Origin of the sequence: Planotetraspora silvatica, from assembly GCF_016863315.1 — a bacterium.
Classification (GTDB): Bacteria; Actinomycetota; Actinomycetes; order Streptosporangiales; family Streptosporangiaceae; genus Planotetraspora; species Planotetraspora silvatica.
The window spans coordinates 40,007-61,022 of sequence record NZ_BOOQ01000032.1; the positions used below are offsets into that span (position 1 = coordinate 40,007).

General features: G+C 69.9%; 19 protein-coding genes. 8 read left to right on the top strand and 11 right to left on the bottom strand.

Annotated elements, in window-relative coordinates; translation table 11 throughout:
• Positions 1 to 92: 92 nt before the first annotated feature.
• Positions 93 to 737, bottom strand: coding sequence for a GntR family transcriptional regulator (locus Psi02_RS24610; RefSeq protein WP_203978016.1), 645 nt, complete (start codon positions 735 to 737; stop codon positions 93 to 95).
• A gap of 130 nt (positions 738 to 867) precedes the next feature.
• Between Psi02_RS24610 and Psi02_RS24615 the strand changes: the two genes are divergently transcribed.
• A complete protein-coding gene (locus Psi02_RS24615) occupies positions 868 to 2,382 on the top strand; it encodes an aldehyde dehydrogenase (protein ID WP_203978017.1) in 1,515 nt (504 codons plus the stop codon).
• A 9-nt stretch (positions 2,383 to 2,391) separates the two neighbouring features.
• Here Psi02_RS24615 and Psi02_RS24620 read toward each other — a convergent pair whose 3' ends face one another.
• A complete protein-coding gene (locus Psi02_RS24620) occupies positions 2,392 to 3,114 on the bottom strand; it encodes a histidine phosphatase family protein (protein WP_203978018.1) in 723 nt (240 codons plus the stop codon).
• 194 nt (positions 3,115 to 3,308) lie between these two features.
• Between Psi02_RS24620 and Psi02_RS24625 the strand changes: the two genes are divergently transcribed.
• Positions 3,309 to 3,812 carry an Lrp/AsnC family transcriptional regulator gene (locus Psi02_RS24625; protein ID WP_203978019.1) on the top strand — a complete coding sequence of 168 codons (504 nt, stop codon included), beginning with the start codon at positions 3,309 to 3,311 and terminating at the stop codon, positions 3,810 to 3,812.
• Entirely contained in the window at positions 3,809 to 5,122 is a 1,314-nt protein-coding gene (lysA, locus tag Psi02_RS24630; protein ID WP_203978020.1) for a diaminopimelate decarboxylase, read from the top strand. Before Psi02_RS24625 ends, lysA begins: the two co-directional genes overlap by 4 nt.
• A 3-nt stretch (positions 5,123 to 5,125) precedes the next feature.
• On the opposite strand, the gene Psi02_RS24635 is transcribed toward lysA, so the two are convergent.
• The 3 genes from Psi02_RS24635 to Psi02_RS24645 all read right to left on the bottom strand — a co-directional run bounded on the left by Psi02_RS24635 (position 5,126) and on the right by Psi02_RS24645 (position 7,379).
• Positions 5,126 to 5,581, bottom strand: a complete 456-nt coding sequence (locus Psi02_RS24635) for a hypothetical protein (RefSeq protein ID WP_203978021.1) — start codon at positions 5,579 to 5,581, stop codon at positions 5,126 to 5,128.
• A 186-nt stretch (positions 5,582 to 5,767) separates the two neighbouring features.
• Positions 5,768 to 6,508, bottom strand: coding sequence for an ABC transporter permease (locus tag Psi02_RS24640; RefSeq protein ID WP_203978022.1), 741 nt, complete (start codon positions 6,506 to 6,508; stop codon positions 5,768 to 5,770).
• On the bottom strand, positions 6,498 to 7,379 hold the full coding sequence (locus Psi02_RS24645) for an ABC transporter ATP-binding protein (RefSeq protein WP_203978023.1): 882 nt from the start codon (positions 7,377 to 7,379) through the stop codon (positions 6,498 to 6,500). Before Psi02_RS24645 ends, Psi02_RS24640 begins: the two co-directional genes overlap by 11 nt.
• Positions 7,380 to 7,439: 60 nt before the next feature.
• Between Psi02_RS24645 and Psi02_RS24650 the strand changes: the two genes are divergently transcribed.
• Positions 7,440 to 7,967 carry a TetR/AcrR family transcriptional regulator gene (locus Psi02_RS24650; protein ID WP_203978024.1) on the top strand — a complete coding sequence of 176 codons (528 nt, stop codon included), beginning with the start codon at positions 7,440 to 7,442 and terminating at the stop codon, positions 7,965 to 7,967.
• 42 nt (positions 7,968 to 8,009) lie between these two features.
• Here the strand turns inward: Psi02_RS24650 and Psi02_RS24655 are convergent, their stop codons facing one another.
• A complete protein-coding gene (locus tag Psi02_RS24655) occupies positions 8,010 to 9,932 on the bottom strand; it encodes an amino acid transporter (RefSeq protein WP_239095118.1) in 1,923 nt (640 codons plus the stop codon).
• 535 nt (positions 9,933 to 10,467) lie between these two features.
• Complete coding sequence (locus Psi02_RS24660; protein ID WP_203978025.1) at positions 10,468 to 11,703, bottom strand: DUF2786 domain-containing protein; 1,236 nt, start codon at positions 11,701 to 11,703, stop codon at positions 10,468 to 10,470.
• A 186-nt stretch (positions 11,704 to 11,889) separates the two neighbouring features.
• Between Psi02_RS24660 and Psi02_RS24665 the strand changes: the two genes are divergently transcribed.
• Complete coding sequence (locus tag Psi02_RS24665; protein WP_203978026.1) at positions 11,890 to 12,528, top strand: HD domain-containing protein; 639 nt, start codon at positions 11,890 to 11,892, stop codon at positions 12,526 to 12,528.
• A 389-nt stretch (positions 12,529 to 12,917) separates the two neighbouring features.
• Here Psi02_RS24665 and Psi02_RS24670 read toward each other — a convergent pair whose 3' ends face one another.
• From Psi02_RS24670 to Psi02_RS24685, 4 genes are all read right to left on the bottom strand, one after another.
• Positions 12,918 to 13,550, bottom strand: coding sequence for a hypothetical protein (locus Psi02_RS24670; RefSeq protein ID WP_203978027.1), 633 nt, complete (start codon positions 13,548 to 13,550; stop codon positions 12,918 to 12,920).
• Between the two features lie 89 nt (positions 13,551 to 13,639).
• Positions 13,640 to 14,851, bottom strand: a complete 1,212-nt coding sequence (locus Psi02_RS24675) for an ABC transporter permease (RefSeq protein WP_203978028.1) — start codon at positions 14,849 to 14,851, stop codon at positions 13,640 to 13,642.
• A complete protein-coding gene (locus Psi02_RS24680; protein ID WP_203978029.1) occupies positions 14,848 to 15,543 on the bottom strand; it encodes an ABC transporter ATP-binding protein in 696 nt (231 codons plus the stop codon). Before Psi02_RS24680 ends, Psi02_RS24675 begins: the two co-directional genes overlap by 4 nt.
• Positions 15,540 to 16,664: a peptidoglycan-binding protein gene (locus tag Psi02_RS24685; protein WP_203978030.1), complete on the bottom strand. Its 1,125-nt coding sequence runs from the start codon at positions 16,662 to 16,664 to the stop codon at positions 15,540 to 15,542. The genes Psi02_RS24680 and Psi02_RS24685 overlap by 4 nt, the downstream gene beginning before the upstream one ends.
• A gap of 207 nt (positions 16,665 to 16,871) precedes the next feature.
• Here Psi02_RS24685 and Psi02_RS24690 point away from each other — a divergent pair, with 207 nt between their 5' ends.
• The 3 genes from Psi02_RS24690 to Psi02_RS24700 are packed head-to-tail and all read left to right on the top strand — an operon-like array spanning position 16,872 to position 20,992.
• Positions 16,872 to 17,603, top strand: coding sequence for a response regulator transcription factor (locus Psi02_RS24690; RefSeq protein ID WP_203978031.1), 732 nt, complete (start codon positions 16,872 to 16,874; stop codon positions 17,601 to 17,603).
• Positions 17,593 to 19,458: a sensor histidine kinase gene (locus Psi02_RS24695; protein WP_203978032.1), complete on the top strand. Its 1,866-nt coding sequence runs from the start codon at positions 17,593 to 17,595 to the stop codon at positions 19,456 to 19,458. The genes Psi02_RS24690 and Psi02_RS24695 overlap by 11 nt, the downstream gene beginning before the upstream one ends.
• A gap of 13 nt (positions 19,459 to 19,471) precedes the next feature.
• A complete protein-coding gene (locus Psi02_RS24700) occupies positions 19,472 to 20,992 on the top strand; it encodes a cobyric acid synthase (RefSeq protein WP_239095119.1) in 1,521 nt (506 codons plus the stop codon).
• The last annotated feature ends 24 nt before the right edge of the window (positions 20,993 to 21,016 follow it).

The window sequence follows — 21,016 nt, forward strand, 5'->3', positions numbered from 1 at the left end:
GGTTCGCTAAGAGCTGTCAATGGCTTAGTAAACTTGTCGGAACATGCGACGGCCGACCGTTGTGAGAGGAATCAGGCCGGGCGGGACCCGGCTCAGGCCTGCGGAGCCGGCTCCCGGTGGAGCATGTGGCGCAGGAGGTAATCGTGTGACTTCGCGATGTGCCTGCGTGTCAGCTCGGCGACCCCGGCGGCGTCACCGATTCCGACGGCCTCGAGGATCTCGCGATGCTCGAGGTCCAGGCGGCCGGTCTCGCCGAACATGTCGACGTGCAGATACAGATAGCGATCGGTCAGCCGCCTGAGCTGGGTGGTGAGCTCGATCATGCGCACACGGTCGGCCCGCGTGTAGATCAGGGCATGGAACCTCGCGTTGGCGGCGAGCCAGTCCATCGAGGACGGGTGTGCCTCCATCTCACCGAGGAGCGACGTCATCAAGGCGATCTCGGCTCGTCCGACGTTCGGCACGGCGATCTTGGTCAGGAGGGGTTCGATCGCCTCGCGCAGCTCGTAAAGCTCCTGGAGTTCGCCGATCGACGTTCCCCGGACGACCGCGGTGAACGCGCCGAGGTCCACCAGCCCCTCGGCGGCCAGGGTCTGCAACGCGTCCCGTGCGGGAATCCGGCTGACGCCGTACTCGGCGGCGACGCGCGACTGGGACAGGGGCTCACCGGGCCTCAGTTCGCCGGTCAGCACACGCTGACGCAACGCACCGGTCACCCGCGCCGCGGCTGACTCCATCGGCACCTCCTCCTGACGTCGCCCTCCCCATCGATTCCATCGCAGAAATACGACATACAGAACATAACATGACATATGGTAACCTGTATACAGTTCTACATTTTGGTATACGGGCGAAGAGGTGACATCCATGAGCGGCGACGCGCTGTTCGACGAGCCCGCCACGGGCCTGCGCATCGGCGGGCGGGTGGCCGAGGGGCACGCCGCGCCGATCGACGTGACGAATCCGGCGACCGGGGAGGTGTTCATCCAGGTCATGGGCGCGACCGGCGAGGATGTCGATCGTGCCGTCCAGACGGCCGACAAGGTGTTCCGTTCCGGCGTGTGGCGAGACAGGTCCATCCACGAGAGGGCACGCGTGCTGAACCGTTTCGCCGACCGCATCGAGGGCCGGATCGACGACCTGTTCCGTCTCGAGACCATGAGCAACGGGCGGCCGATCACCGAGACGAGGGCCCAGATCGCCCGGCTCCCGGACTGGTACCGCTACAACGCGGCGCTGCTGCTCGCCGACCGGGGAGACGTGGTCCCGATGGGCGACGGCTACCACTCCTACACGAGCCGGTTCCCGCTCGGAGTGGTCGGGATCCTGTCGTCCTTCAACCACCCGCTGATGATCGCGTCCAAGAGCCTCGCCCCGGCGCTGGCGACGGGAAACTCGATCGTCCTGAAGCCGTCGGAGCACACCCCCCTGACCGCGCTCATGCTCGCCGACATCGCCGACGAGGCCGGCATCCCCGCCGGAGTGCTCAACGTGATCCCCGGCCTGGGCCCGGTCGCGGGCGCCGCGCTGGCGGCCCACCCACTGGTCGAGAAGGTGGTGTTCACAGGCGGCACGGAGCCCGGCCGGTCGATCGCCCTGGCCGCCGCGGGTCACTTCGCCAAGGCGACCCTCGAACTCGGCGGCAAGACCCCCGTGCTGGTGTTCGACGACGCGCCCAGCGAGGCCGTCGCCCAGGGGGCCGCCTTCGCCGCCTTCGCCGGGGCGGGCCAGACCTGCGTCGCCGGCAGCCGGCTGCTCGTACAGCGCGGCGCGTACGACTCGGTCGTCGAGGCCCTCGCCAAGGTCACCGGTTCGATCCGGGTCGGCGACCCGACCGACGAGCGCACACAACTCGGCCCGGTCATCTCGGCGACGGCCAGGGACCGGATCCTCGACTACGTCCGCATCGGGCTGGACGAGGGCGCACGCCTGGTGACGGGGGGTCGCCCTGCCGACGTTCCCGGGCTCCCCGGCGGCTTCTTCGTCGAACCGACCGTGCTCGCCGACGTCCGCAACGACATGCGCGTCGCGCAGGAGGAGATCTTCGGTCCCGTGGTGGTCGTCATCCCCTTCGAGGACGAGGACGAGGCCGTCTCGCTGGCCAACGACTCGCCGTACGGCCTGGGCTCGGCGGTCTGGACCCGCGATGTCGCCCGGGCTCACCGGGTGTCGGAACGGCTCGAGGCCGGAATGGTGTGGGTGAACGATCACCACCGCCTGGACCCGTCCGCACCGTGGGGCGGAGTGAAGGCGAGCGGCGTCGGCCGGGAAGGCGGCCGGGAGTCGTTCGACGACTTCACGAACATCCGTGTCATCACGGTGCGGACGGCCCCCGACGATGTGGGCTGGTTCAACGGCGTGAGCACCGGCAGGCTCAACTGACGGCGGTCGTCAGAGCCGCAGGTGGCCACGGAAGTCGTAGGAGGCCAGCCGGAAGCGCTTCTCCTGACGTTCCCAGGTGGTGACCGAGCCGTTGCCCGCAAGACCGGCCGCGGTGATCGCCAGGATCTCATCGTCGGACAGGCCTTCGAGGATCTGGCGCAGGAGCAGCACGACCGCGTCGTGCGCCACGATCAGGACGCGCTGATGCGCCGCGTCGCCGCGGATGTCCTGCCAGGCCGAGCGTAGCCGCGCCGCCACGTCCATGAACGACTCGCCGTCCGGAGGCCGGTAGCCCAGCATGCCCTCGCGCCCCTCGCGCGCCGCCTCCCCGGGGAAGCGCTCCTCGACCACGGCGGGGGGCAGATGGTGGAGCAGCCCGCGATGGCGGTCACGGAGCCGGGCGTCCACCCGCTCGCACGGTGCTTCGCGTCCCGCCGCCACCAGTTCGCGCCGGGCCAGCGACCAGGTCTGCTCCGCCCGCAGGTACGGCGAGCACCACACCATGTCAGGGGGCTGATCCAGGGCCGACAGCCAGCGCCCCACCGCGGCGGCCTGCCGTCGTCCGAGATCGGTCAGTGAGATCTCCATGTCGTCGGAGGGGACGGTCGCCGTACCCCCGGCCAGGGACTCGGCCCAGGCGACGTTCGACGTGCTCTCACCGTGCCGCAGCGCACGGAGGACGACGGGACCTGTCGAGGCTGCGTGGTCACACGGTGGGGCGGAGATGCTCACGCCCTCGACGCTACGTCCGGGCCGCCCGAACATCCAGCTCATCAAGGTCATATCGCTACAGAACGGGGTGCGTCGTCAACCGCACGTCAACATTCACGGCGTCCGCGTAGGGATCGCGTCTTGATCACGAATTCGCCGACGCCCAGGATCTAGCGTCCTTTTTGTAACTATTGGGGCGATCCTGGAGGGAGTCCATGACGGCTGATGGGGCCGGATCCCCGGCCAGGCGCGCGAGAGTCCTCGACGACATCGACCTGCGCCTGCTCCGCGCGTTGTGGATGGACGGCCGGGCCCGGGTCCGGGAGCTCGCCCGCGAGCTGGCACTCGCCGACAGCGCGGTCTCGGTGCGGCTGCGCCGCCTGCGTGAACGAGGCGTCCTCGTGGGCGTCCACGCCGACGTCGACCCCGCCGTGCTCGGCCTCACGACCCAGGCCCTCGTCGGCGTACGGCTGGCGCCCGGCACCACGCCGTACGTCTACGAAGGACGGCTGCGCAGGATGCGATCGGTACTGGGCGCGGTCACCCTCGTCGGCGACTTCGACCTCGAGGTCCACCTCGTCTGCCGCGACATGCCCGATCTCGAGCGTGCCGTCACCGAACTGCGCGACGCCGGCGCCGACGCCACCCACACCCAACTCATCGCAAGAACCGTCGTGGGCCTGGGGCAGGCCCTGCTCACCGAGGAGGAGCCCGCATGACTGTCATGACCGAGACCGCACACGGTCCGTGGTCGGCCACCACCCGCTTCCGGCACGACGGGATCGCCACCATCGGCAACGTGCCGCTCATGGAGATCGTCCACCGGTTCGGCACGCCGCTCTACGTCATCGACGAGACCGACGTCCGCCTGCGGGCCCGCGCCTACCGGGCCGCGCTGCCCAACGCGGAGATCGCCTACGCCGCCAAGGCGTTCCTGTGCCGCGCGATGGCGAGCTGGCTGAGCACCGAGGGCCTGAGCCTCGACGTCTGCTCGGCGGGCGAACTGGCCGTCGCGCGTTCCGTCGGCTTCCCCGCCGCGAGGATCATCTTTCATGGCAACGCCAAGACCCCGCTCGAGCTCCACCTGGCGGTGGAGCAGCGCGTCGGGCGGATCGTCGTGGACAGCGTGGACGAGATCCACCGGCTGGCCGCGCTGGTACCCGCGGGGCAGCGCCAGAAGGTACTGATCAGGGTCATCCCGGACATCGAGGCCGGCGAGAGCGCCGCGGTCCGCACCGGAGGGGAGAACCAGAAGTTCGGCCTGTCCGTCGCGACCGGAGGCGCGGGCGACGCCGTGAGCCGCGTGCTCAGGCAGCCGCGCCTGGAACTCGTCGGCCTGCACTGCCATCTCGGATCCCAGATCACAGAGGTCGAGCCGTTCGAGAGGGCCGCCCGCGCCATGGTCGAGCATCTCGCCGGCGTCTGGAAGACCCACGGCGTGGCACTGCCCCAACTCGATCTCGGCGGCGGCCACGGCATCGCCTATCGGCCGGGGGACTCCAGGCTGAACATCGAGGCCTTCGCCGACCGCGTGACCCATGCGGTCGAGGAACGCGCCGCCGGACTCGGGCTGCCCGTTCCCCGCCTGATCGTGGAGCCGGGCCGCGCCATCGCGGGAACGGCCGGCGTCACCCTCTACCGGGTGATCTCCGTCAAGAAGGGCCTCGGGCACACCTACGTGGCGGTCGACGGGGGCATGAGCGACAACCCCCGCCCCGCCCTGTACGGCTCCCGCTACCAGGTCAGGCTCATCGGCCGTACGTCCCACGAGGGCGATCGCGAGGTGACCGTGGTCGGACACCACTGCGAGGCGGGCGACGTGATCGCGGAGGACGTGCCCTTGCCGGCCGACATCCACCCGGGCGACGTCGTCGCCGTGGCCGCCACGGGCGCCTACCACCACTCCATGGCGTCCACCTACAACCTGACCTGCCGGCCGCCCGTGGTGGCCGTCGGCCAGGGGAAGGCCAGGCTGGTGGTCCGCCGCGAAAGCATGGAGGACCTCACGCGCAGGGACGTCGGCCTCTGACCGTCAGTGGTTCACCGCCCTCGCCGAACCGGCCGGTTCGGCGAGGGCGGCGGCATCTGCGAGCAACGGGTCGTCGGGGGCGATCTCGATGATCGTCACAGCGGCGTACTGGCGGGCGATTCTGATCCTCCCCCAGAGCGTCCCGATGGCGACGGCCGCGACCAGGACGGCGAGACGCAGCAGATCGGGCCAGCCGGTGAAGCGGAGCTCACCCTCGCGGTTCACCAGGAATCCGGTGGCCACCAGCCAGCCCATGACGGCGGTGGCCAGGGCCGCGAGAGGATCGGCCGTCCGAGCCGCGAAGACGCACAGGACGGCGGCGAGGACGGCGATCCGGCCCACGATCTCCCCCGGTGGGAAGACCGCGGTCGCCGTCAGGCAGCCCCCCACGACCACGGCGAATCCCGCCGCGACCAGCAGTTCGGTGTGCCGGGGACCGGCCGGCCGTCCCATCCTCATGTGTCCAGCCAAGTACAGACAAGCAGGCTGATCGCCGGTCTTGACGAGGTTCCTACGTGTCCAGGCCGGATATTGATGAAATCCCTATCATCCGCATTCGATGGTGACTTCCCGTGGCCTCCTGCGGCGAATGGACCGGCTTCGGCAACGGCCTCGCCATCGTGATCGTCTTCCGCCTCTGAGCGCTCAGCGGCGGCCGGGGAACGCGACGATCCGGACCACCGCCAGCGCTCCGGCGGCCAGTGTGACGGCGCAGAGCGCGGCGACGGCCGTGCCGTACCCGCTGCCTGACCGGAACGCGGCCTGCACGCCGTGAACCGCCCAGTAACCGGGGGTCGCCGGCGCCAGGCCGGTGAACCAGCCGGGAAGGCCGCCGAGCGGGACGAGCGCGCCGCTGAGCCCCATCATGACCATCGCCCCGATGTCGGCGACCGCGCCGAGCCGGCCGCGGCTGCGCAGCCACGCTCCCAGCGCGAGTCCCAGCGAGGCGACGCAGCAGGCCCACAGGAGACACAGAACGGGGAGCCGCCACGCGCCGCCCGCCAGATCGAGGCCGAACCACCACGCGGCCTCGCCGTACAGCAGGGCCTGGAGCGCGAGAAAGACCACGACGAGCGGCAGGGCCTTGCCGACGAGGAGAGCCGCGCGAGACACGGAGCTCGCGCGCAGCCGGTCCCAGGTGTGCCAGTCGCGCTCGCTGAGCAGCTGCTCTCCCGCCACGTCCAGGGCGAGCAGAGTGAACATGACCGCGGTGCCGCTCGCCGCGCTCAGGACCCCGGACGCTCCCGGCGCGGCCAGCCGCTCGTACACCGGGTGCAGCACCACCATCAGCACCGACGACATCACCGTGTACGCGATGAGCGTGCCGGGGTCCCGGCCGAGGAGCACGCAGGTGTGCCTGGCGACGATGGCGGTGTCACGCAGCACGGTCCAGCTCCCCTGAGGCGATGTGCCGGTAGAGGTCGTCCAGCGTGGGCTGGGTGATGTCGACGCCGCGCAGCCGCCGCGCGTCGGGGCCGAGCGTCGCCAGCACCTCCGCCGCCGCCTCTGCCGGGAGGGCGGACGCGATGACCAGTGCCTCCGCACCGCCGCCGCCGGGTGCGGGACCGTCGAACGTCAGCACGGCCCGGCCGGGCAGGCCCGTGAGCAGCTCCTGACGGGTGCCCCGGGCGATCACACGGCCTCCGGAGACGACGGCCAGCGTGGCGTCGAGCTCGATCAGCTCGGGAAGGTAGTGCGTCGTGTAACACACGGCGGCCCCTTCCAGGGCGCGGGCGCGCACCACCGCGAGCAGCGCCTGCCGCGTCTCGGGATCGGCGCCCACGGTCGGCTCGTCCAGCAGAAGGACCGGCGGTCGGTGCAGCAGCGCGGTGGCGGTCTGGACGCGGCGCTGCTGCCCGCCGGACAGGTGACCCACCGGCCGGTCGAGCAGGCCTTCAAGGCCCATCGCCGCCGCCACCTCCGCGATCTCGGTGCGCAGCCGCGCGCGACGGAGCCCCGCGAGCCCTCCGAAGAGGCGGAGATTCTCCCTGGCCGTGGCGGTGGGGTAGAGCGCCGGCTCCTGCGGCGCCCATCCGATCCTGCTCTGCGCCGCCCATCCACCCGCCTCCGCCCCGGCGACGAGCACTCTGCCGGAGTCGGGCCGGTCCAGGCCGCATGCGATCCGAGCGAAGGTCGTCTTACCCGCGCCGTTGTGGCCGACGAGCCCGCAGACCTCTCCGGCCGAGACGACCAGGTCGAATCCGTCGAGCGCGCGCACCGGCCCGAAGCGTTTGACCAGTTCCGAGGCGTCCAGCATCCTGCCTCCAAAGTATACAGCGTATATATACAATGTATACAAATGCGAAGAGGAGTGTCAATGGGACGTAGAGGCCTGACTCGGAGTGAGATCATCGACGCGACCTGGGATCTGGCCGCCCAGCGTGGGCTCGCCGCGGTCACGATGCGCTCCGTCGCCGAGCAACTCGACGTCACCCCCATGGCCCTCTACCGGCATATCGGGGACAAGCAGGGCCTGCTCGACGGCCTCGTCGAGAGACTGCACGGGGAGATACCGATCCCCGATGCGGCGCTGCCGTGGCGCGAACGGCTGACCCTGCTGGCCGGCGGCATCCGCGCCGTCGCGCGGAAACACCCCGATCTGTTCCCGCTGCTCTTCCATCGCCCGGCCGTCACGCCGGCAGCCCAGCGGCCGCGAGAGACCGCCTACGCCGCGCTACGGGAGGCCGGGCTCGCCGAAGACGACGTCGTACGCGCCGAGCGCTTGTTGTCGACCTTCATCCTCGGGTTCGCGGCCTCCGAGGCGGGGGGACGGTTCGGCCGTCTCGACGCGGAGGCCGAGTACGCCTACGCCGCCGGCCTCATCGAGATGATCCTCACGAAGTAGCGAGCCCTCGCCGTGTGCACAGCCGGCACGGCCGGCACGGTTCTAGCCGACGTGGACGTGTGGCCGTCGCTCGACGTCGGGCTCGGCCTGACGCAACACCTCGCGGGTCAGGGGCGGCACGTCCCCGCCACCGAAGAGGAGGTAGCGGAGCATGGCGGCGATCGGGTTGCCCTCGGTCCAGTGGAAGTAGATGTGCGGCACCTGCCCCGTGCGGTCCCTGAGGTAGAGGAGAAGCGCGGCCAGTGCGTTCGGCACGGTCGAGCTCTCGATGCGCAGGATGCGGTGGCCGTACAGCTCCTCGCCGCTGACTCGGAGCTCGGTCTCGAACTCGGAGGCGTCCGGCACGGTCACCTCGACGAACATGATGGGCTCCGAGCTGGGCAGCCGGTGGTTCAGCCACTGCTCGCGGCGCTTGTCGGTGTACTCGCTCTGGTTGCGCTGGTGCGGCTCGTTCGCGATCAGGTGGATCTCTCCGCATGCTTCGACGACGAGCTTCTCGGCGAGCGGATCGAGATGCACCTCGGTCACCCGCAACTCGGTGGAGCGGGTGGCGCGCGAGACGATCGACGTCACGATGATCGCGACGATGAAGAAGAACGCGATCTTCACGCCGTCCGGGCGTTCGATCACGTTGGCCACCAGCGTGTAGGCGAGGACGACGCCGATCACCCCGAACGCGGCCACCAGCTTCGTCTGCCCGGCACGGGCGGCGGCGACGGCCACCGCGACGGCCGCGGAGAGAATCAGCACGAGCACGCCTGTGGCGTACGCGCCGCCCTGGGCGTCGACGTCGGCGTGGAAGATGATCGTGATGGCGAAGGCGATCGCGGTGAACACCAGCACCAGGGGCCGGACGGCGCGCGTCCAGTCGGGGGCCATGCCGTACCGGGGCAGGTAACGCGGGACGAGATTGATCAGTCCCGCCATCGCCGACGCCCCGGCGAACCACAGGATCGCGATCGTGCTGACGTCATAGAGCGTCCCGAAGTAGTTGCCCAGGTAGTCGTGGGCGAGGTAGGCGAGGGCCCGGCCGGCGGCCTTACCTCCCTCCTGGAACTCCTTCTCCGGGATCAGCACGCTCGTCGCGAAGCTGCTGAAGATCAGGAAAACACTCATGATCAGGGCGGCGACGGTCAGCATGCGCTTGGTGCCGGCGATCCGGCCCTTCAGATCGCCTTTGACCAGCGGCATCACGGCCGCACCCGTCTCGAAGCCGGACATGCCGAGCGCGAGCTTCGGCATCACCAGCAACGAGACGGCGACCATCGCGAGGGGGCTGCTGTGGTCGGTGGTCAGGACCTTCTTCCAGCTCACGACCAGGTCGGGCTGCTCCACGACGTGCACGAGGGCCGTGGCCACGACCACCGCGTTGAGCACCAGATAGACCCCGACCAGCACCACCGCGATGCCGATGGCCTCCTTGAAGCCCTTCAGGAACACCGCGCTCAGCAACGTCAGCAGGCCCAGCGTGACGAGGACCTGATGACCGTCGAACAGGTGGGGGACGAACGGATTCTCCAGGATGTGCGCCGTGGCGTCGGCGGCCGACAGGGTCATCGTGATCACGAAGTCCGTGGCCGCGAACCCGAGCAGGACCAGCACGAACAACTTGCCCCACCACTGCGGGGCCAGTCGCTCGAGCATCGCGATCGAACCCTGGCCGTACGGGCTCTCCGCCGCCACCCGCCGGTAGACCGGCAACGCCCCGAACAAGGTCAGCAACACGAGGAAGAGCGTGGCGATCGGAGACAGCGCACCCGCCGCCAGTGCGGCGATGCCCGGCTGATAGCCCAGCGTCGAGAAGTAGTCCACACCGGTCAGGCACATCACCTGCCACCAGCGATGTTGCTCCCCCGGCGCGTCGGGACCGTGTGGCCCCACGGCCTTCAGGTCCTCCTGGTGTAGCCCATCGAGCAGCCACGTCCGCAGATCCCCCGTCACCGGGGGCCGCACTAACCCGGCCACTCGGTCACCTCCCCGTCAAATGCGCATAAAGCCGAATGCACACTACTAAGGCAGATGGGGGTTCCTATCACCCCAAGGCGTCAAGAAAACGTATATATCCCCAGCGTGATCATGCACAGGTTCGTGAAGACCACCCCTGACCGGCCCCTTCCCTGGGCGTGATCATGCACAGGTTCGGCAACACATCCCTCCACCTGTGGAAACACTGTGCGTGATCATGCACACCTTCTGGAGAACTGGGATTGAGCTGGCCATATGCATTTGGTGATCATGCACAAGTTCGGGCACACACGTCGCGACCTGGGCGTTCACTTTTCGTGATCATGCACGGGCAGCCTGCTGACGCGAGTGACAGCGTGCATGATCACGATGCCCATCACAGCAGGTCAGTGGGTCATTCGCAGAATGTGCGCATGATCGCGCGCGGCATCTCCGCAGCTCAGGTGGCATATTCGCGAAGGCGTGCATGATCACGCTCGAGAGCTGGGTCCCGAGCCCCAGAACTTGGGGCCGGGACATGGGGGCGTGGGACGCCTTAGGCGATCTTGTCGCGGACATGGAGAGTGGCCAGGTCGGCGGCGGCTCTCCCAGACATCCAGCCTTCTCGATCGTTGACCGACATGACACCGCTCCGCGCCAGCCGAGGGAACAGCGCGGTGACGGCCTTGTCCACCGCCTGCTCCCGGGCGGCCAGCACCGGCAGAAGATCACTCCCTGTCTCGGCCACGGCCTGCCGTACCACCTCACCTGAGGCCGCGCGGAGCCGTTCGCCGATGCGCTGGGCATATGCCGCGAGGAACGACTGGCGGAACGATCGGGTGCGTGACCTGCCGGCCAGGTCACGGCGGGCACCGGCATGGACCATCGCCGCGGTCGCCTGCACCAGCAGCGACGTGAACAACAACTCCACCGCGTCAAGATCGGGATCGAACCCGAGCACCGTGGAGAATCCGAGCTCCTTGCTCCAGATCGCGCGGCACCGGTTGGCCGAGGCCACGACATCGAGCAGGATCGCCTTGGGCTTCTCGTAAGGGGCGTCGATCCCCAACCGGCGGCCACCCGGCTCCTGCACGCCGCCGGGCTCGGCGGCGAGCATCGCGGCGTCGATGCTGTGCCTGGCCATCAGCGACTGCGCCGCCGACGTGAACGTCTCCGCCTCGGCGGGGAACTCGGTGGACTCGGCCTTCGCCAGCAACGCGCGGATACGGGCGAGGGTCCGCTCAGTGGCCGCCCGGCCAGGGACATGTACGACACGACGAGCTGTACCGGGCAGTGGGCAGAGCCGCTCCAGCCGGGGAAGCATGGTCAGCACCGACAGGACCTCGACGGCACGGGTGACCATCGCGACGCGGTCGCCCTTCTCGCGCAGGATCTCCTCGTCGGCCTCCCACCACACGCGGGCGTCGAGCGCGGAAAGCTGAGCCAGCCACCGGTCATCCACGGCTATTGCGGCATATGCCCGCATCTCCTCGGCCATCGCGTCGATGCTGAGCCGTACATGCTCGCCGCCGAACGCGCGGCGGACCTTCCGGGCGACGTCCGCGGGCTGCCAGCCGCCGTGCCACGCGGCCGTGACCGCCTGCCGCAGGCCGGAAAGCAGCGTACGGTCGACCGTACGCGCCCAGCCTGCCTGATCGGGCCGATCGGCCAGGGCCGTCACCGACCGGCGGAACCGGGGCTCGCTCCAGTGGCGCCGAGCGCGCAGCGCGTCGGAGACGAGCCACTCGGCCAGCTTCGCCATCTCCTCGGCGGCTCCATCCACTTCACCCATTGACCGGCCCCCCTTGGACGTTCGGAGACCGCATCCTCGCAGACGCCACCGACGGTCTCGGGCAGGCGCCGCGAAGGGATAGACCATGTCCTACCAGGCGTTCTTGTCCTTTCGGGGAGGCAATCCGGCCAAACCGCGGGGCATGTTCCAGCCAGACATCGCAGGTGGGCGAAGGAGATCGCTGACATGTCGGAGACCATCGCGGGCGTCGCCGTACCCGACTCGCAACTCGCCGCCGAGGCGACCGAACTCGTCCGGGACGCGGCGACGCCCCTGATCTATCACCACTCCCGGCGTGTCTACCTCTTCGGGACGCTGCAGGGCAGACGTCTCGGGCTGTCGGCCGACGCCGAGTTGATGTACGTCGGCGCGATGTTCCACGACCTGGGGCTGACCGAGACCTACCGGCGCACCGACCAGCGGTTCGAGCTCGACGGGGCGGACGAGGCCCGCCGGTTCCTCGACTCCCACGGAGTGCCCGCTGCCGACGTCCGCAGGGTGTGGGAGGCGATCGCCCTGCACACCACGCCCGAGGTCCCGTATCGGCTGGATCCCGAGATCGCCCTGGTCACGGCGGGTGTGGAGACGGACGTGCTCGGCATCGGCTACGGCGATCTCGACCCCGATGACGTCGCGGCGGTCATCGCCGCCCATCCGCGCCCCGACTTCAAGCGACAGATTCTGGCGGCGTTCACCGACGGGTTCAAGGATCGGCCGGCTTCGACGTTCGGCACCGTAAACGCGGACGTGCTCGAGCACTTCGTCCCAGGCTTCCGCCACATCGACTTCGTCGAAGTCATCCAGAATTCCGCCTGGCCCGAGTGACCCCTCCACCCCCCGGGCGTGATCATGCACACTTTCGGCGACGGGGTGTCCGACCTGCCGCTTTCTCAAGCGTGATCATGCACGCTTTCGGGCGAAGCGCTCCTGACCCGGCCTCACGGCATACGTGATCATGCACACCTTCGGGTACGGCATCGCCGACCTGGCCATACTCCGGGCGTGATCATGCGCGGCCCCCGCACGTGCATGATCACGGAGAGGATTTCCCCAGCTCAGGGTGCCATCTTCCGATTCCGTGCATGATCACGCCGCACATCACCGCAGGTCAACCCGCACAACACCGAGCCCGTGCATGATCACGACCGAGATCGGCGCAGGTCAGACACCCCGCCACCGAACCTGTGCATGATCACGGCCAAGGGGGGAGGAGGTCAGGCGGCGCCGGGCTCTAGGGCGGCTCCGCCGCCGTACCCCTCCGCCCGGCAGACATTCTGGATCTTCGTGATGTCCACGCCCTCCCCCGGGATACTGTCGTACGTCCACCCGATCGCATTGGGATCGGAACCCGTGGCCGGCGTGATGTGCACCTTGAACCCATGCCGCTTCAGACACGCGACCTCTTTGCGCACGTCGTCGGCGTAATGAGGGTTCGTCTTGGGACTGAACTCCGGAGGCATCAGCGGCTCCTTGTTCACACACGCCTTCCTCGCGGCCTCGTACGCCTTCACTTCCGCCTTGGTGGGCTCACCGCTCGTCTTGGTGGGCGATCCATGGTCCGTCAGGCATTCGGCGTAGGCCTTCCGGTACGCCGCCACCTCCTCCGCTGAGCTGTCCAGGCGCAACTGGGGCCGCTTGGACTCGGAAGAAGAGCCAGAAGAGGAGTCCCCCGCCGGATCGGCCTTCGCCGTACCGGACGTGCCGGCGGGAGACTCGGTGACCAGGGACGCGACGCCGTCGTTCTGCGCGGCCACCTTGCTGTCCGAGCCACCGCACGCGGTGAGCCAGCAACAACCGGCGAGCACCACGGCGGCGAGCCGGACGCTGCGATCAGAGAGGGAAATCATGAGGGTGAGCATCTCCAGGAGTTGTGAGGAACCTGTCAGGGGGCGATGAGGGTCCGGTCGTGGTCGGGGCCCGGAAAAATCGCGGGGGGTCAGGGCGCGGCCAGGGCGTCGGTCGGGGTCAGGCGCGAGGCGCGGATGGAGGGGTAGACCCCGGCGGCCATGCCGACCACCACGGCCCCGCCGATGCCGCCGAAGGCCGCGACCGGCGGGATCACCGGCGGCCACCCCTGGTACGCCGAGTAGCCGACGGCCACCAGAACCCCCAGCAGGGTGCCGATCACGCCTCCCAGCCCGGAGAGCGCGACCGACTCGGTGAGGAACTGGGCCCGGATGTGGCCCCGGGTCGCGCCGAGCGCCCGCCGCAGGCCGATCTCGCGGCGGCGTTCCAGGACGGAGACCACCATGGTGTTGGCCACGCCGATGCCCCCGACCAGCAGGGCGACGCCGGCGAGCCCGAGGAAGAGCGCGGAGAACGTGGTCTCCGTCACGCGCTTGGCCGCGAGCGCGTCCGAGGGGCGGCTGACCACCACCAGGTCGGGCGTCTCCGGGTGGAGGGTGGCGGGAAGGACCTCCCGCACGTCCTCCAGGGCGTCCTCCCTCGCCTGCACGTAGACGACCGTCGGATGCCCGTCGAAACGCAGGTACTTCCGGGCGGCCTCCCAGCCGACCAGGACGGAGCGGTCCAGCTCGGGGGCGAGTGGCATCGAGCGCAGAATGCCGATCACGGTGAACCAGTGGTCGCCGACGAACACCTGCGGGGGCTCCTGGCCGGGCGGCAACTCATTGACGCCGAGACGTGCCGCGGCCTCATATCCGAGGACGACGGTCGGGAACCTGTCGGTCGAGGCGGTGAGGAATCGCCCGTACTGGACCGAGCCGTTGACCGCGGCGAGCAGGTTGACGCGGCCGGCGAGCACGCTGATGCCGGCGGCGTCTCCGGCGTCGACCTTGTCTGATCGGGCCACGACGGCGTGGGTGTTGGCGACCGCGCTCGCCACGGTGACGGGGGCGATGCGGGCGGCCATGCCGTCGGCAGTCTCCGGCAGCAGGACCGGGGGATCCTGGTTGGGCATGGGTTCCGCGCGCAACATGTTGGTGCCGAGCGCGGACAGTTCGTTCATCAGGGCCTGCTGGCTGGAGGCCGGGATCCCCATCACGATGATCAGAGTGGCGATGCCGATCGAGATGCCCAGAGCGGACAGCGCCGCCCGCATCTTCCGGGTGCGGATGCCCAGCAGCCCGAGCCGCAGGATGTCGCCCGGGGCGAGACGGACGGGATCGGTTCGAGTGGCCCGCCTCATGACATGCTCCCCGTACGGACGTCGGCCACGATCCGGCCGTCGAGGATCTCCACCCGCCGGGGCACCCGTGCCGCGATGTCCCTGTCATGGGTGACGATCGCGATCGTGGTGCCTTCGGCGTTCAGCTTGATCAGCAGTTCGAGCACGGCCTGGCCGTTGGCCGTGTCGAGGGCGCCCGTCGGCTCGTCCGCGAGGACCAGCGTCGGCTCGTTGACCAGGGCCCGCGCGATGGCGACCCGCTGTCTCTCCCCACCGGAGAGCTGATGGGGCAGATGTCCGACCCGATGGGCGAGTCCCACCCGTGCCAGCGCCTCGAGCGCCAGCGGGCGGCGCCTGCGGTGGGGCACACCGGCGTAGAGGAGCCCCGTGGCCACGTTCTCGGCGGCGCTCAGCCCGTCCGTCAGGTGGAACTGCTGGAAGACGAACCCCAGGAGCCGGCCGCGCAGCGCGGACAACCTCCGGTCGGTGAGGGCCGCGACGTCCTGGCCGCCGATCTCCACGGTGCCGCTGGTCGGCAGGTCGAGCGTGCCCATGATGTTCAGCAGCGTGGACTTGCCCGATCCCGACGGGCCGAGGATCGCCAGCAGCTCACCCTCGTCGATCACCAGCGAAACGTCGTCGAGAGCGGTGACGCCACCCGGATGGAGCTTGCTGGCCCGATGGACGCGCATGACGGGGACCCCGGAGGTCATGAGCTCGTCACCACTTCGAGGCCCTCGGTGACGCCCTTGCCGGTGACCTCGACCATTCCCCGGACGAACATCCCGGTCTCCGCCGCGATCAGCTTCCCGTCGGGGAGTTGGAGGGCGTAGCCGCCCTCGCGCAGGGCCAGCAGCGCGCCGACCGGAACCGCGAGAACACCTCGCCGGACCTGGGAAGTGAAGGTCACCTCGACGCCCGCGGCGTCCAGCGCCTTCACATCAGCCGCTTTGCGCGGGGTGACGGTGATGTTCAGTTGGGCCGCGGTCTGGCCGGAGCCGTCCGTCACGTCCTGAACGGTCCTCCCGATCGCCGTGACCTGCCCGGCGATCTTCTTTCCGCTGGGGAGCGCGATGCTCGCGCGGGCCTTCAGGCGGATGGTGCCCACGTCGGTGGCGTCCACAGGTACGGTCACGACCTTGGCCGTCGGGGTGACCGTGATCAGCTCCTCCGCCACGGGGTCCCCGAGCTGGGCCTTGATGGACGCGACCCGCGCCGGCCCGGAGAGCACGACGACCTGGCCGATGTCCAGGGTGCCGGTGGGCTGCAGCCCGGCGGCCACCTGCCACTGCTTGAGCGCCGACTTGAGCGAAGCGGTGAAGACGTCACCCGGCACGGAGGGTTTCCCCGCTACCGGCGTCTGGGGCGGCATGTAGCCGATGGAGTATCCGAGCGCCCGCAGATTGTTCGCCACCACGGTCACGTCACGGCCCCGGGTGCCCACCTTGTCCAGCTTGCGGAACAGGGGCGTGTCACCGACGAAGGCCGGCACGGGGCGATCGTCCACCCAGTAGAGCGGCTTGCCCCTGACCACCGTGGCCCCCGCCTTCGGCAGCCGGGTGACCAGTCCCGTGCCCGCGCCCCGCACCGAGCGTTCGACGCCGTAGCCCAGCGTGCCCGGGAGCGACCGGGTGTCGGAGAGGTCGGTCTTGACCACGGACGTGGTCGCCACCGGAGCCTTGCCGGCACCGGTCGCCTCCGGCTTCCCGTCGTGGCCGATCACCGCGACCGCGATCCCACCGGCCGCCACGACGGCGACCAGGACGAACACCCCCAGGACGATCCGTTTCCGTCCCTTCCTCGGCGGCGCGTCCACTTCGTCAGTCCCTGCCACCGAAGGCCTCCATCGTGCAGTCATTGTCGATCTTGTTCATCGTGGATTCGGCCGGCTGGTCGTCGTCGGCGTAGGTCCGGCCACTCTCGGCATGCCGGACACGATGGGCCAGGGTTGTCAGAAACCTGTCAGGAACCCTTAGCCGTCCCATGAACCACCAGGCAGGGGGCGTTCGAATGCCCCGAGGCCGCGCCTAGGATCGCCGATATGTGCGCATACGTCCTGGTCGCGGAGGACAACGTGAAGCAGGCCGAGTTGGTCCGCCGCTACCTGGAGCGGGAGGGGCACTCGGTCGTCACCGTGCACGACGGCCGTGAAGCCCTGGACACCGTCCGCCGCACGCCGCCCGACCTTCTCGTGCTCGACGTGATGATGCCCAAGGTCGACGGGCTGGACGTGTGCCGCATCCTCCGCGCCGAGTCGGACCTCCCCGTCCTCATGCTGACCGCCCGCTCCACGGAGGACGATCTGCTCCTCGGCCTCGACCTGGGCGCCGACGACTACATGACCAAGCCCTACAGCCCGCGGGAGCTGACCGCCCGCGTCCGCACGCTGCTCCGGCGGACCCGGCCCACGGCCCCGAAGATCGACCCGATGCTCCGGGTCGGCCCGCTGGCGGTGGATCCGGTCCGCCATGAGATCAGCGTGGACGGCCGGCGCATCGAGTGCACTCCCGGCGAGTTCCAGGTGCTCGAACTGATGGCGGCCGAGCCCGGCCGGGTGTTCACCCGGGAGCAGATCCTCGGCCACCTGCACGGTTTCGACCGCTACATCACCTCGCGGACGGTCGACGTCCACGTGATGAACCTCCGCAGGAAGATCGAGCCCGAGCCCCGCCGTCCCGTACGGCTGGTCACCGTCTACGGGGTGGGCTACAAGCTGACCGACGGCGCCGAGGCCCCCGTGAGCAGCGGGCGGGACACCCACGATGCGCCGTGACGTGCCGTTTCGCCGCAGCCTGCTCATGCGGTTGCTGGCGGTGTCCGTGCTCGTTTCCGTCTGCTCCATCGCGGCGACCGCCTGGCTGACCGTACGGAGCACCACGGTGGCCATCCAGCAGGAGCAGGGCCAGGCCCTCGCCGACGACGCCAGGACCTACGACGCGCTCGTCGGCTACGCGGCCACCCATCCCAACTGGGATGGAGCACGGCAGGCGGTGAGCGACCTGGCGCGGCGGATCAAGCACAGGATCACGCTGACCACCGAGGACCGCACGCCGATCCTCGACTCCGACACCGGCCCGATCTCGTTGCCCGCGAAGCCGACGGCGGTGATCGACCCGCTGTCCGTCGACGGCGCCCTGGTGACCGATTCGCCGACCGGCCACATCGATCCGCGCGCCGTGGGGCCGTACCGGCTGACCCGCACCGAGCGCGAAACTCTGCGCTCGGCCGCCCAGCGGCGTGCGGCGTGCCTGCGTGAGGCCTCCGTCACGGTCACCACGAAGATCGTGGAGAGCCCCAGCGGGCGGCCGCGCGTCGAGACCGACGACCACGGGCTGGATCTGTCCAGCAGATGCGACGCCCCGGTCCTCGACGGGCCGACCCGTACCGAGGCGAAGGCGCTCACCCGGCTCGGCAAGCTCGTGCACACCTGCCTCGCGCACCAGAGGCAACCGGACGTGAAACTCGGCCTCGACTTCAGCTGGACGCCGTTGCCCGCGCCGGCCGGCGCCACCTCCCAGGAGACGCGGGCCGGCGCCACCACCCGGGACGTACCGGCCGCCGCCGGCCGGGAGACGGCCCCCCGCCAGGACAGCGCGAAGAACCGGAAGATCGTGGAGGACTGCATCACGTCCGGCAGGCGCGAGCAGCTCGCGCCGTACGTCGCGCCCACCGCGCTGATGTTCGTCAGCAGCCGCGGCTCCACACCATCGACGATCTTCGACCTGTCGCAGTCGAACCAGGCCCGGATCGCGGGGGTCGCGGCACTGGTGTTGCTGACCACCGTCACCGTCACCGTCCTGGCCGGCATCCGGCTGATCGGCCCGCTGCGCGCGCTGACCGGCGCGGCCAGGCGGATGGAGGAGGGTGACGTCTCCGCCCGCGTCGACATCGAGCGCGGAGACGAGATCGGCAGGCTCGCGACGGCTTTCAACGCGATGTCGGAGCGCCGCGAACAGTTGGAGAACCTGCGCAAGGCGATGGTCAGCGACGTGGCGCACGAACTGCGCACCCCGCTCAGCAACATCCGCGGCTGGCTCGAGGCGGCCGAGGACGGCGTCGTCGAGCCGGACCGGTCGCTGATGACCTCACTCCTGGAGGAGGCCGTGCTCCTGCAACACGTCATCGACGACCTCCAGGACCTGGCGATGGCCGACGCGGGCGCGCTCAGACTGCGCAAGGAGCGGATCGGCGTCCCCGACCTCGTCGCCCAGGTCGTCACCGCGCACACGGGAAGCGCCGACGCCGCGGGCGTCGCACTGACCGCGCACGTGGAAGGCCACCCGGAGCTCCTCGCCGACCCGATGCGGGTGCGCCAGGCCGTGGGCAACCTCGTCTCCAACGCCGTACGGCACACGCCTCGCGGCGGGTCGGTGCGGGTGCGCTCGCGCATCGACGGGACTCACGTCGTGATCGACGTCGAGGACACCGGCTCCGGGATCGCCGCCGAGGACCTCGCCCATGTCTTCGACAGGTTCTGGCGAGCGGACAAGTCGCGGAGCCGGGCCACCGGCGGCAGCGGGCTCGGCCTGTCCATCGTCCGCAAGCTCGCGGAGGCCCACGGCGGGACCGTGTCCGCTACGAGCGAGCCGGGCAGGGGATCGGTCTTCACCCTCCGGCTGCCCACCTGAAAGGCTTGCGCCCGTGCTGAAAGGGACCCTGAAAGGGACACTGCTGGTCGCAGGAACGACCTCAGACGCGGGCAAGAGCGTGGTGACGGCGGGAATCTGCCGGTGGCTGGCCCGCCAAGGCGTGCGGGTCGCGCCGTTCAAGGCGCAGAACATGTCGCTGAACTCGTACGTGACCGCCGACGGAGCCGAGATCGGGCGGGCCCAGGTCGCCCAGGCGCAGGCCGCCGGCCTGGAGCCCACCGCCGACATGAACCCGATTCTGCTGAAGCCCGGCGGTGAGCGGCGCAGCCAGGTGGTCGTGCTCGGCAGGCCCCTGGCCGACGTGGACGCCATGGAGTACCTCGCCTACAAGGACCGGCTCAGGGCGGTCGCCCTGGAGTCCTACCGGCGGCTGCGCGCGGAGTTCGACGTCGTCGTCTGCGAGGGCGCGGGCAGCCCCGCGGAGATCAACCTGCGCAGAGGGGACATCGCCAACATGGGGCTGGCCCGCGCGGCCGGCATCCCCGTCGTGGTGGTCGGCGACATCGACAGGGGCGGCGTCTTCGCCTCGCTGTACGGCACGCTCGCACTGCTGGAGGCCGAGGACCAGGCGCTGATCAGCGGCTTCCTGATCAACAAGTTCCGTGGGGCGCGCGAACTGCTCGAACCTGGGCTCGACACGCTCAGGGAGCTCACCGGACGCCCTGTCCACGGCGTGCTGCCCTGGCTCGACGGCCTGTGGATGGACCTCGAGGACTCCCTCGCCCTGGACAACCGGCAGGCCGCGGAACCGGCGGCCGGGCCGTACACCGGGCGGAGCCTGCGGGTGGCCGTGGTGCGCTATCCGAGGATCTCGAACTTCACCGACATCGACGCCCTCGCGGCCGAGCCGGGGGTCACGGTCCGGTTCGTGTCCTCCCCCGCCGAGGCCGCGGAGGTCAGGGAGGCCGACCTGGTGGTCCTACCGGGGTCCCGCGCGACGGTGAGCGATCTCGACTGGCTCCGCCGTACGGGCCTCGCCTCGGCCGTGGCCGAACGGCGGGGCCCCGTCCTGGGAATCTGCGGCGGCTACCAGATGCTCTCCCGCTCGATCATGGACGACGTGGAGTCCGGCGCGGGGCTGGTCGAAGGGCTCGGGCTGCTTCCCGCCACGGTGGAGTTCGGGACGGAGAAGGTCCTGTCCCGGCCGGTCGGCGAGGCGTACGGCCACCGAGTGGCGGCCTACGAGATCCACCACGGGGTCGTCTCCTTCGACGGGGAGGCCGAGCCGTTCCTCGACGGATGCCGGGTTGGCGCGGTCTGGGGCACCACCTGGCACGGAGCACTGGAGAACGACGCCTTCCGCCGCGCCTTCCTGGCCGACGTCGCCTCCGCGGTGGGGAAGGACGACTTCACGCCGGACCCCGGGGTGTCCTTCTCCGCCCTGAGGGAACGGCAACTCGACGCCCTGGGAGACATGATCGAGAGGTACGCCGACACCGACGCGCTGCTCGCCCTGATCGAGAACGGCGCCCCCGCGGGGCTGCCCACGCTCCCTCCCGGCGGAGCTTCCTGAGCCACGGCAACCGGTCACCGGATC

Excerpts from the sequence above, each read along its gene's own strand:
- Psi02_RS24695 (WP_203978032.1), top strand. The coding sequence starts at position 17,593 with ATGCGCCGTGACGTGCCGTTTCGCCGCAGCCTGCTCATGCGGTTGCTG.
- Psi02_RS24690 (WP_203978031.1), top strand. The coding sequence starts at position 16,872 with ATGTGCGCATACGTCCTGGTCGCGGAGGACAACGTGAAGCAGGCCGAG.
- Psi02_RS24660 (WP_203978025.1), bottom strand. The coding sequence starts at position 11,703 with ATGGGTGAAGTGGATGGAGCCGCCGAGGAGATGGCGAAGCTGGCCGAG.
- Psi02_RS24665 (WP_203978026.1), top strand. The coding sequence starts at position 11,890 with ATGTCGGAGACCATCGCGGGCGTCGCCGTACCCGACTCGCAACTCGCC.
- Psi02_RS24680 (WP_203978029.1), bottom strand. The coding sequence starts at position 15,543 with ATGACCTCCGGGGTCCCCGTCATGCGCGTCCATCGGGCCAGCAAGCTC.
- Psi02_RS24610 (WP_203978016.1), bottom strand. The coding sequence starts at position 737 with ATGGAGTCAGCCGCGGCGCGGGTGACCGGTGCGTTGCGTCAGCGTGTG.
- Psi02_RS24635 (WP_203978021.1), bottom strand. The coding sequence starts at position 5,581 with ATGAGGATGGGACGGCCGGCCGGTCCCCGGCACACCGAACTGCTGGTC.
- lysA (WP_203978020.1), top strand. The coding sequence starts at position 3,809 with ATGACTGTCATGACCGAGACCGCACACGGTCCGTGGTCGGCCACCACC.
- Psi02_RS24675 (WP_203978028.1), bottom strand. The coding sequence starts at position 14,851 with ATGAGGCGGGCCACTCGAACCGATCCCGTCCGTCTCGCCCCGGGCGAC.
- Psi02_RS24650 (WP_203978024.1), top strand. The coding sequence starts at position 7,440 with ATGGGACGTAGAGGCCTGACTCGGAGTGAGATCATCGACGCGACCTGG.
- Psi02_RS24625 (WP_203978019.1), top strand. The coding sequence starts at position 3,309 with ATGACGGCTGATGGGGCCGGATCCCCGGCCAGGCGCGCGAGAGTCCTC.
- Psi02_RS24645 (WP_203978023.1), bottom strand. The coding sequence starts at position 7,379 with ATGCTGGACGCCTCGGAACTGGTCAAACGCTTCGGGCCGGTGCGCGCG.
- Psi02_RS24670 (WP_203978027.1), bottom strand. The coding sequence starts at position 13,550 with ATGATTTCCCTCTCTGATCGCAGCGTCCGGCTCGCCGCCGTGGTGCTC.
- Psi02_RS24615 (WP_203978017.1), top strand. The coding sequence starts at position 868 with ATGAGCGGCGACGCGCTGTTCGACGAGCCCGCCACGGGCCTGCGCATC.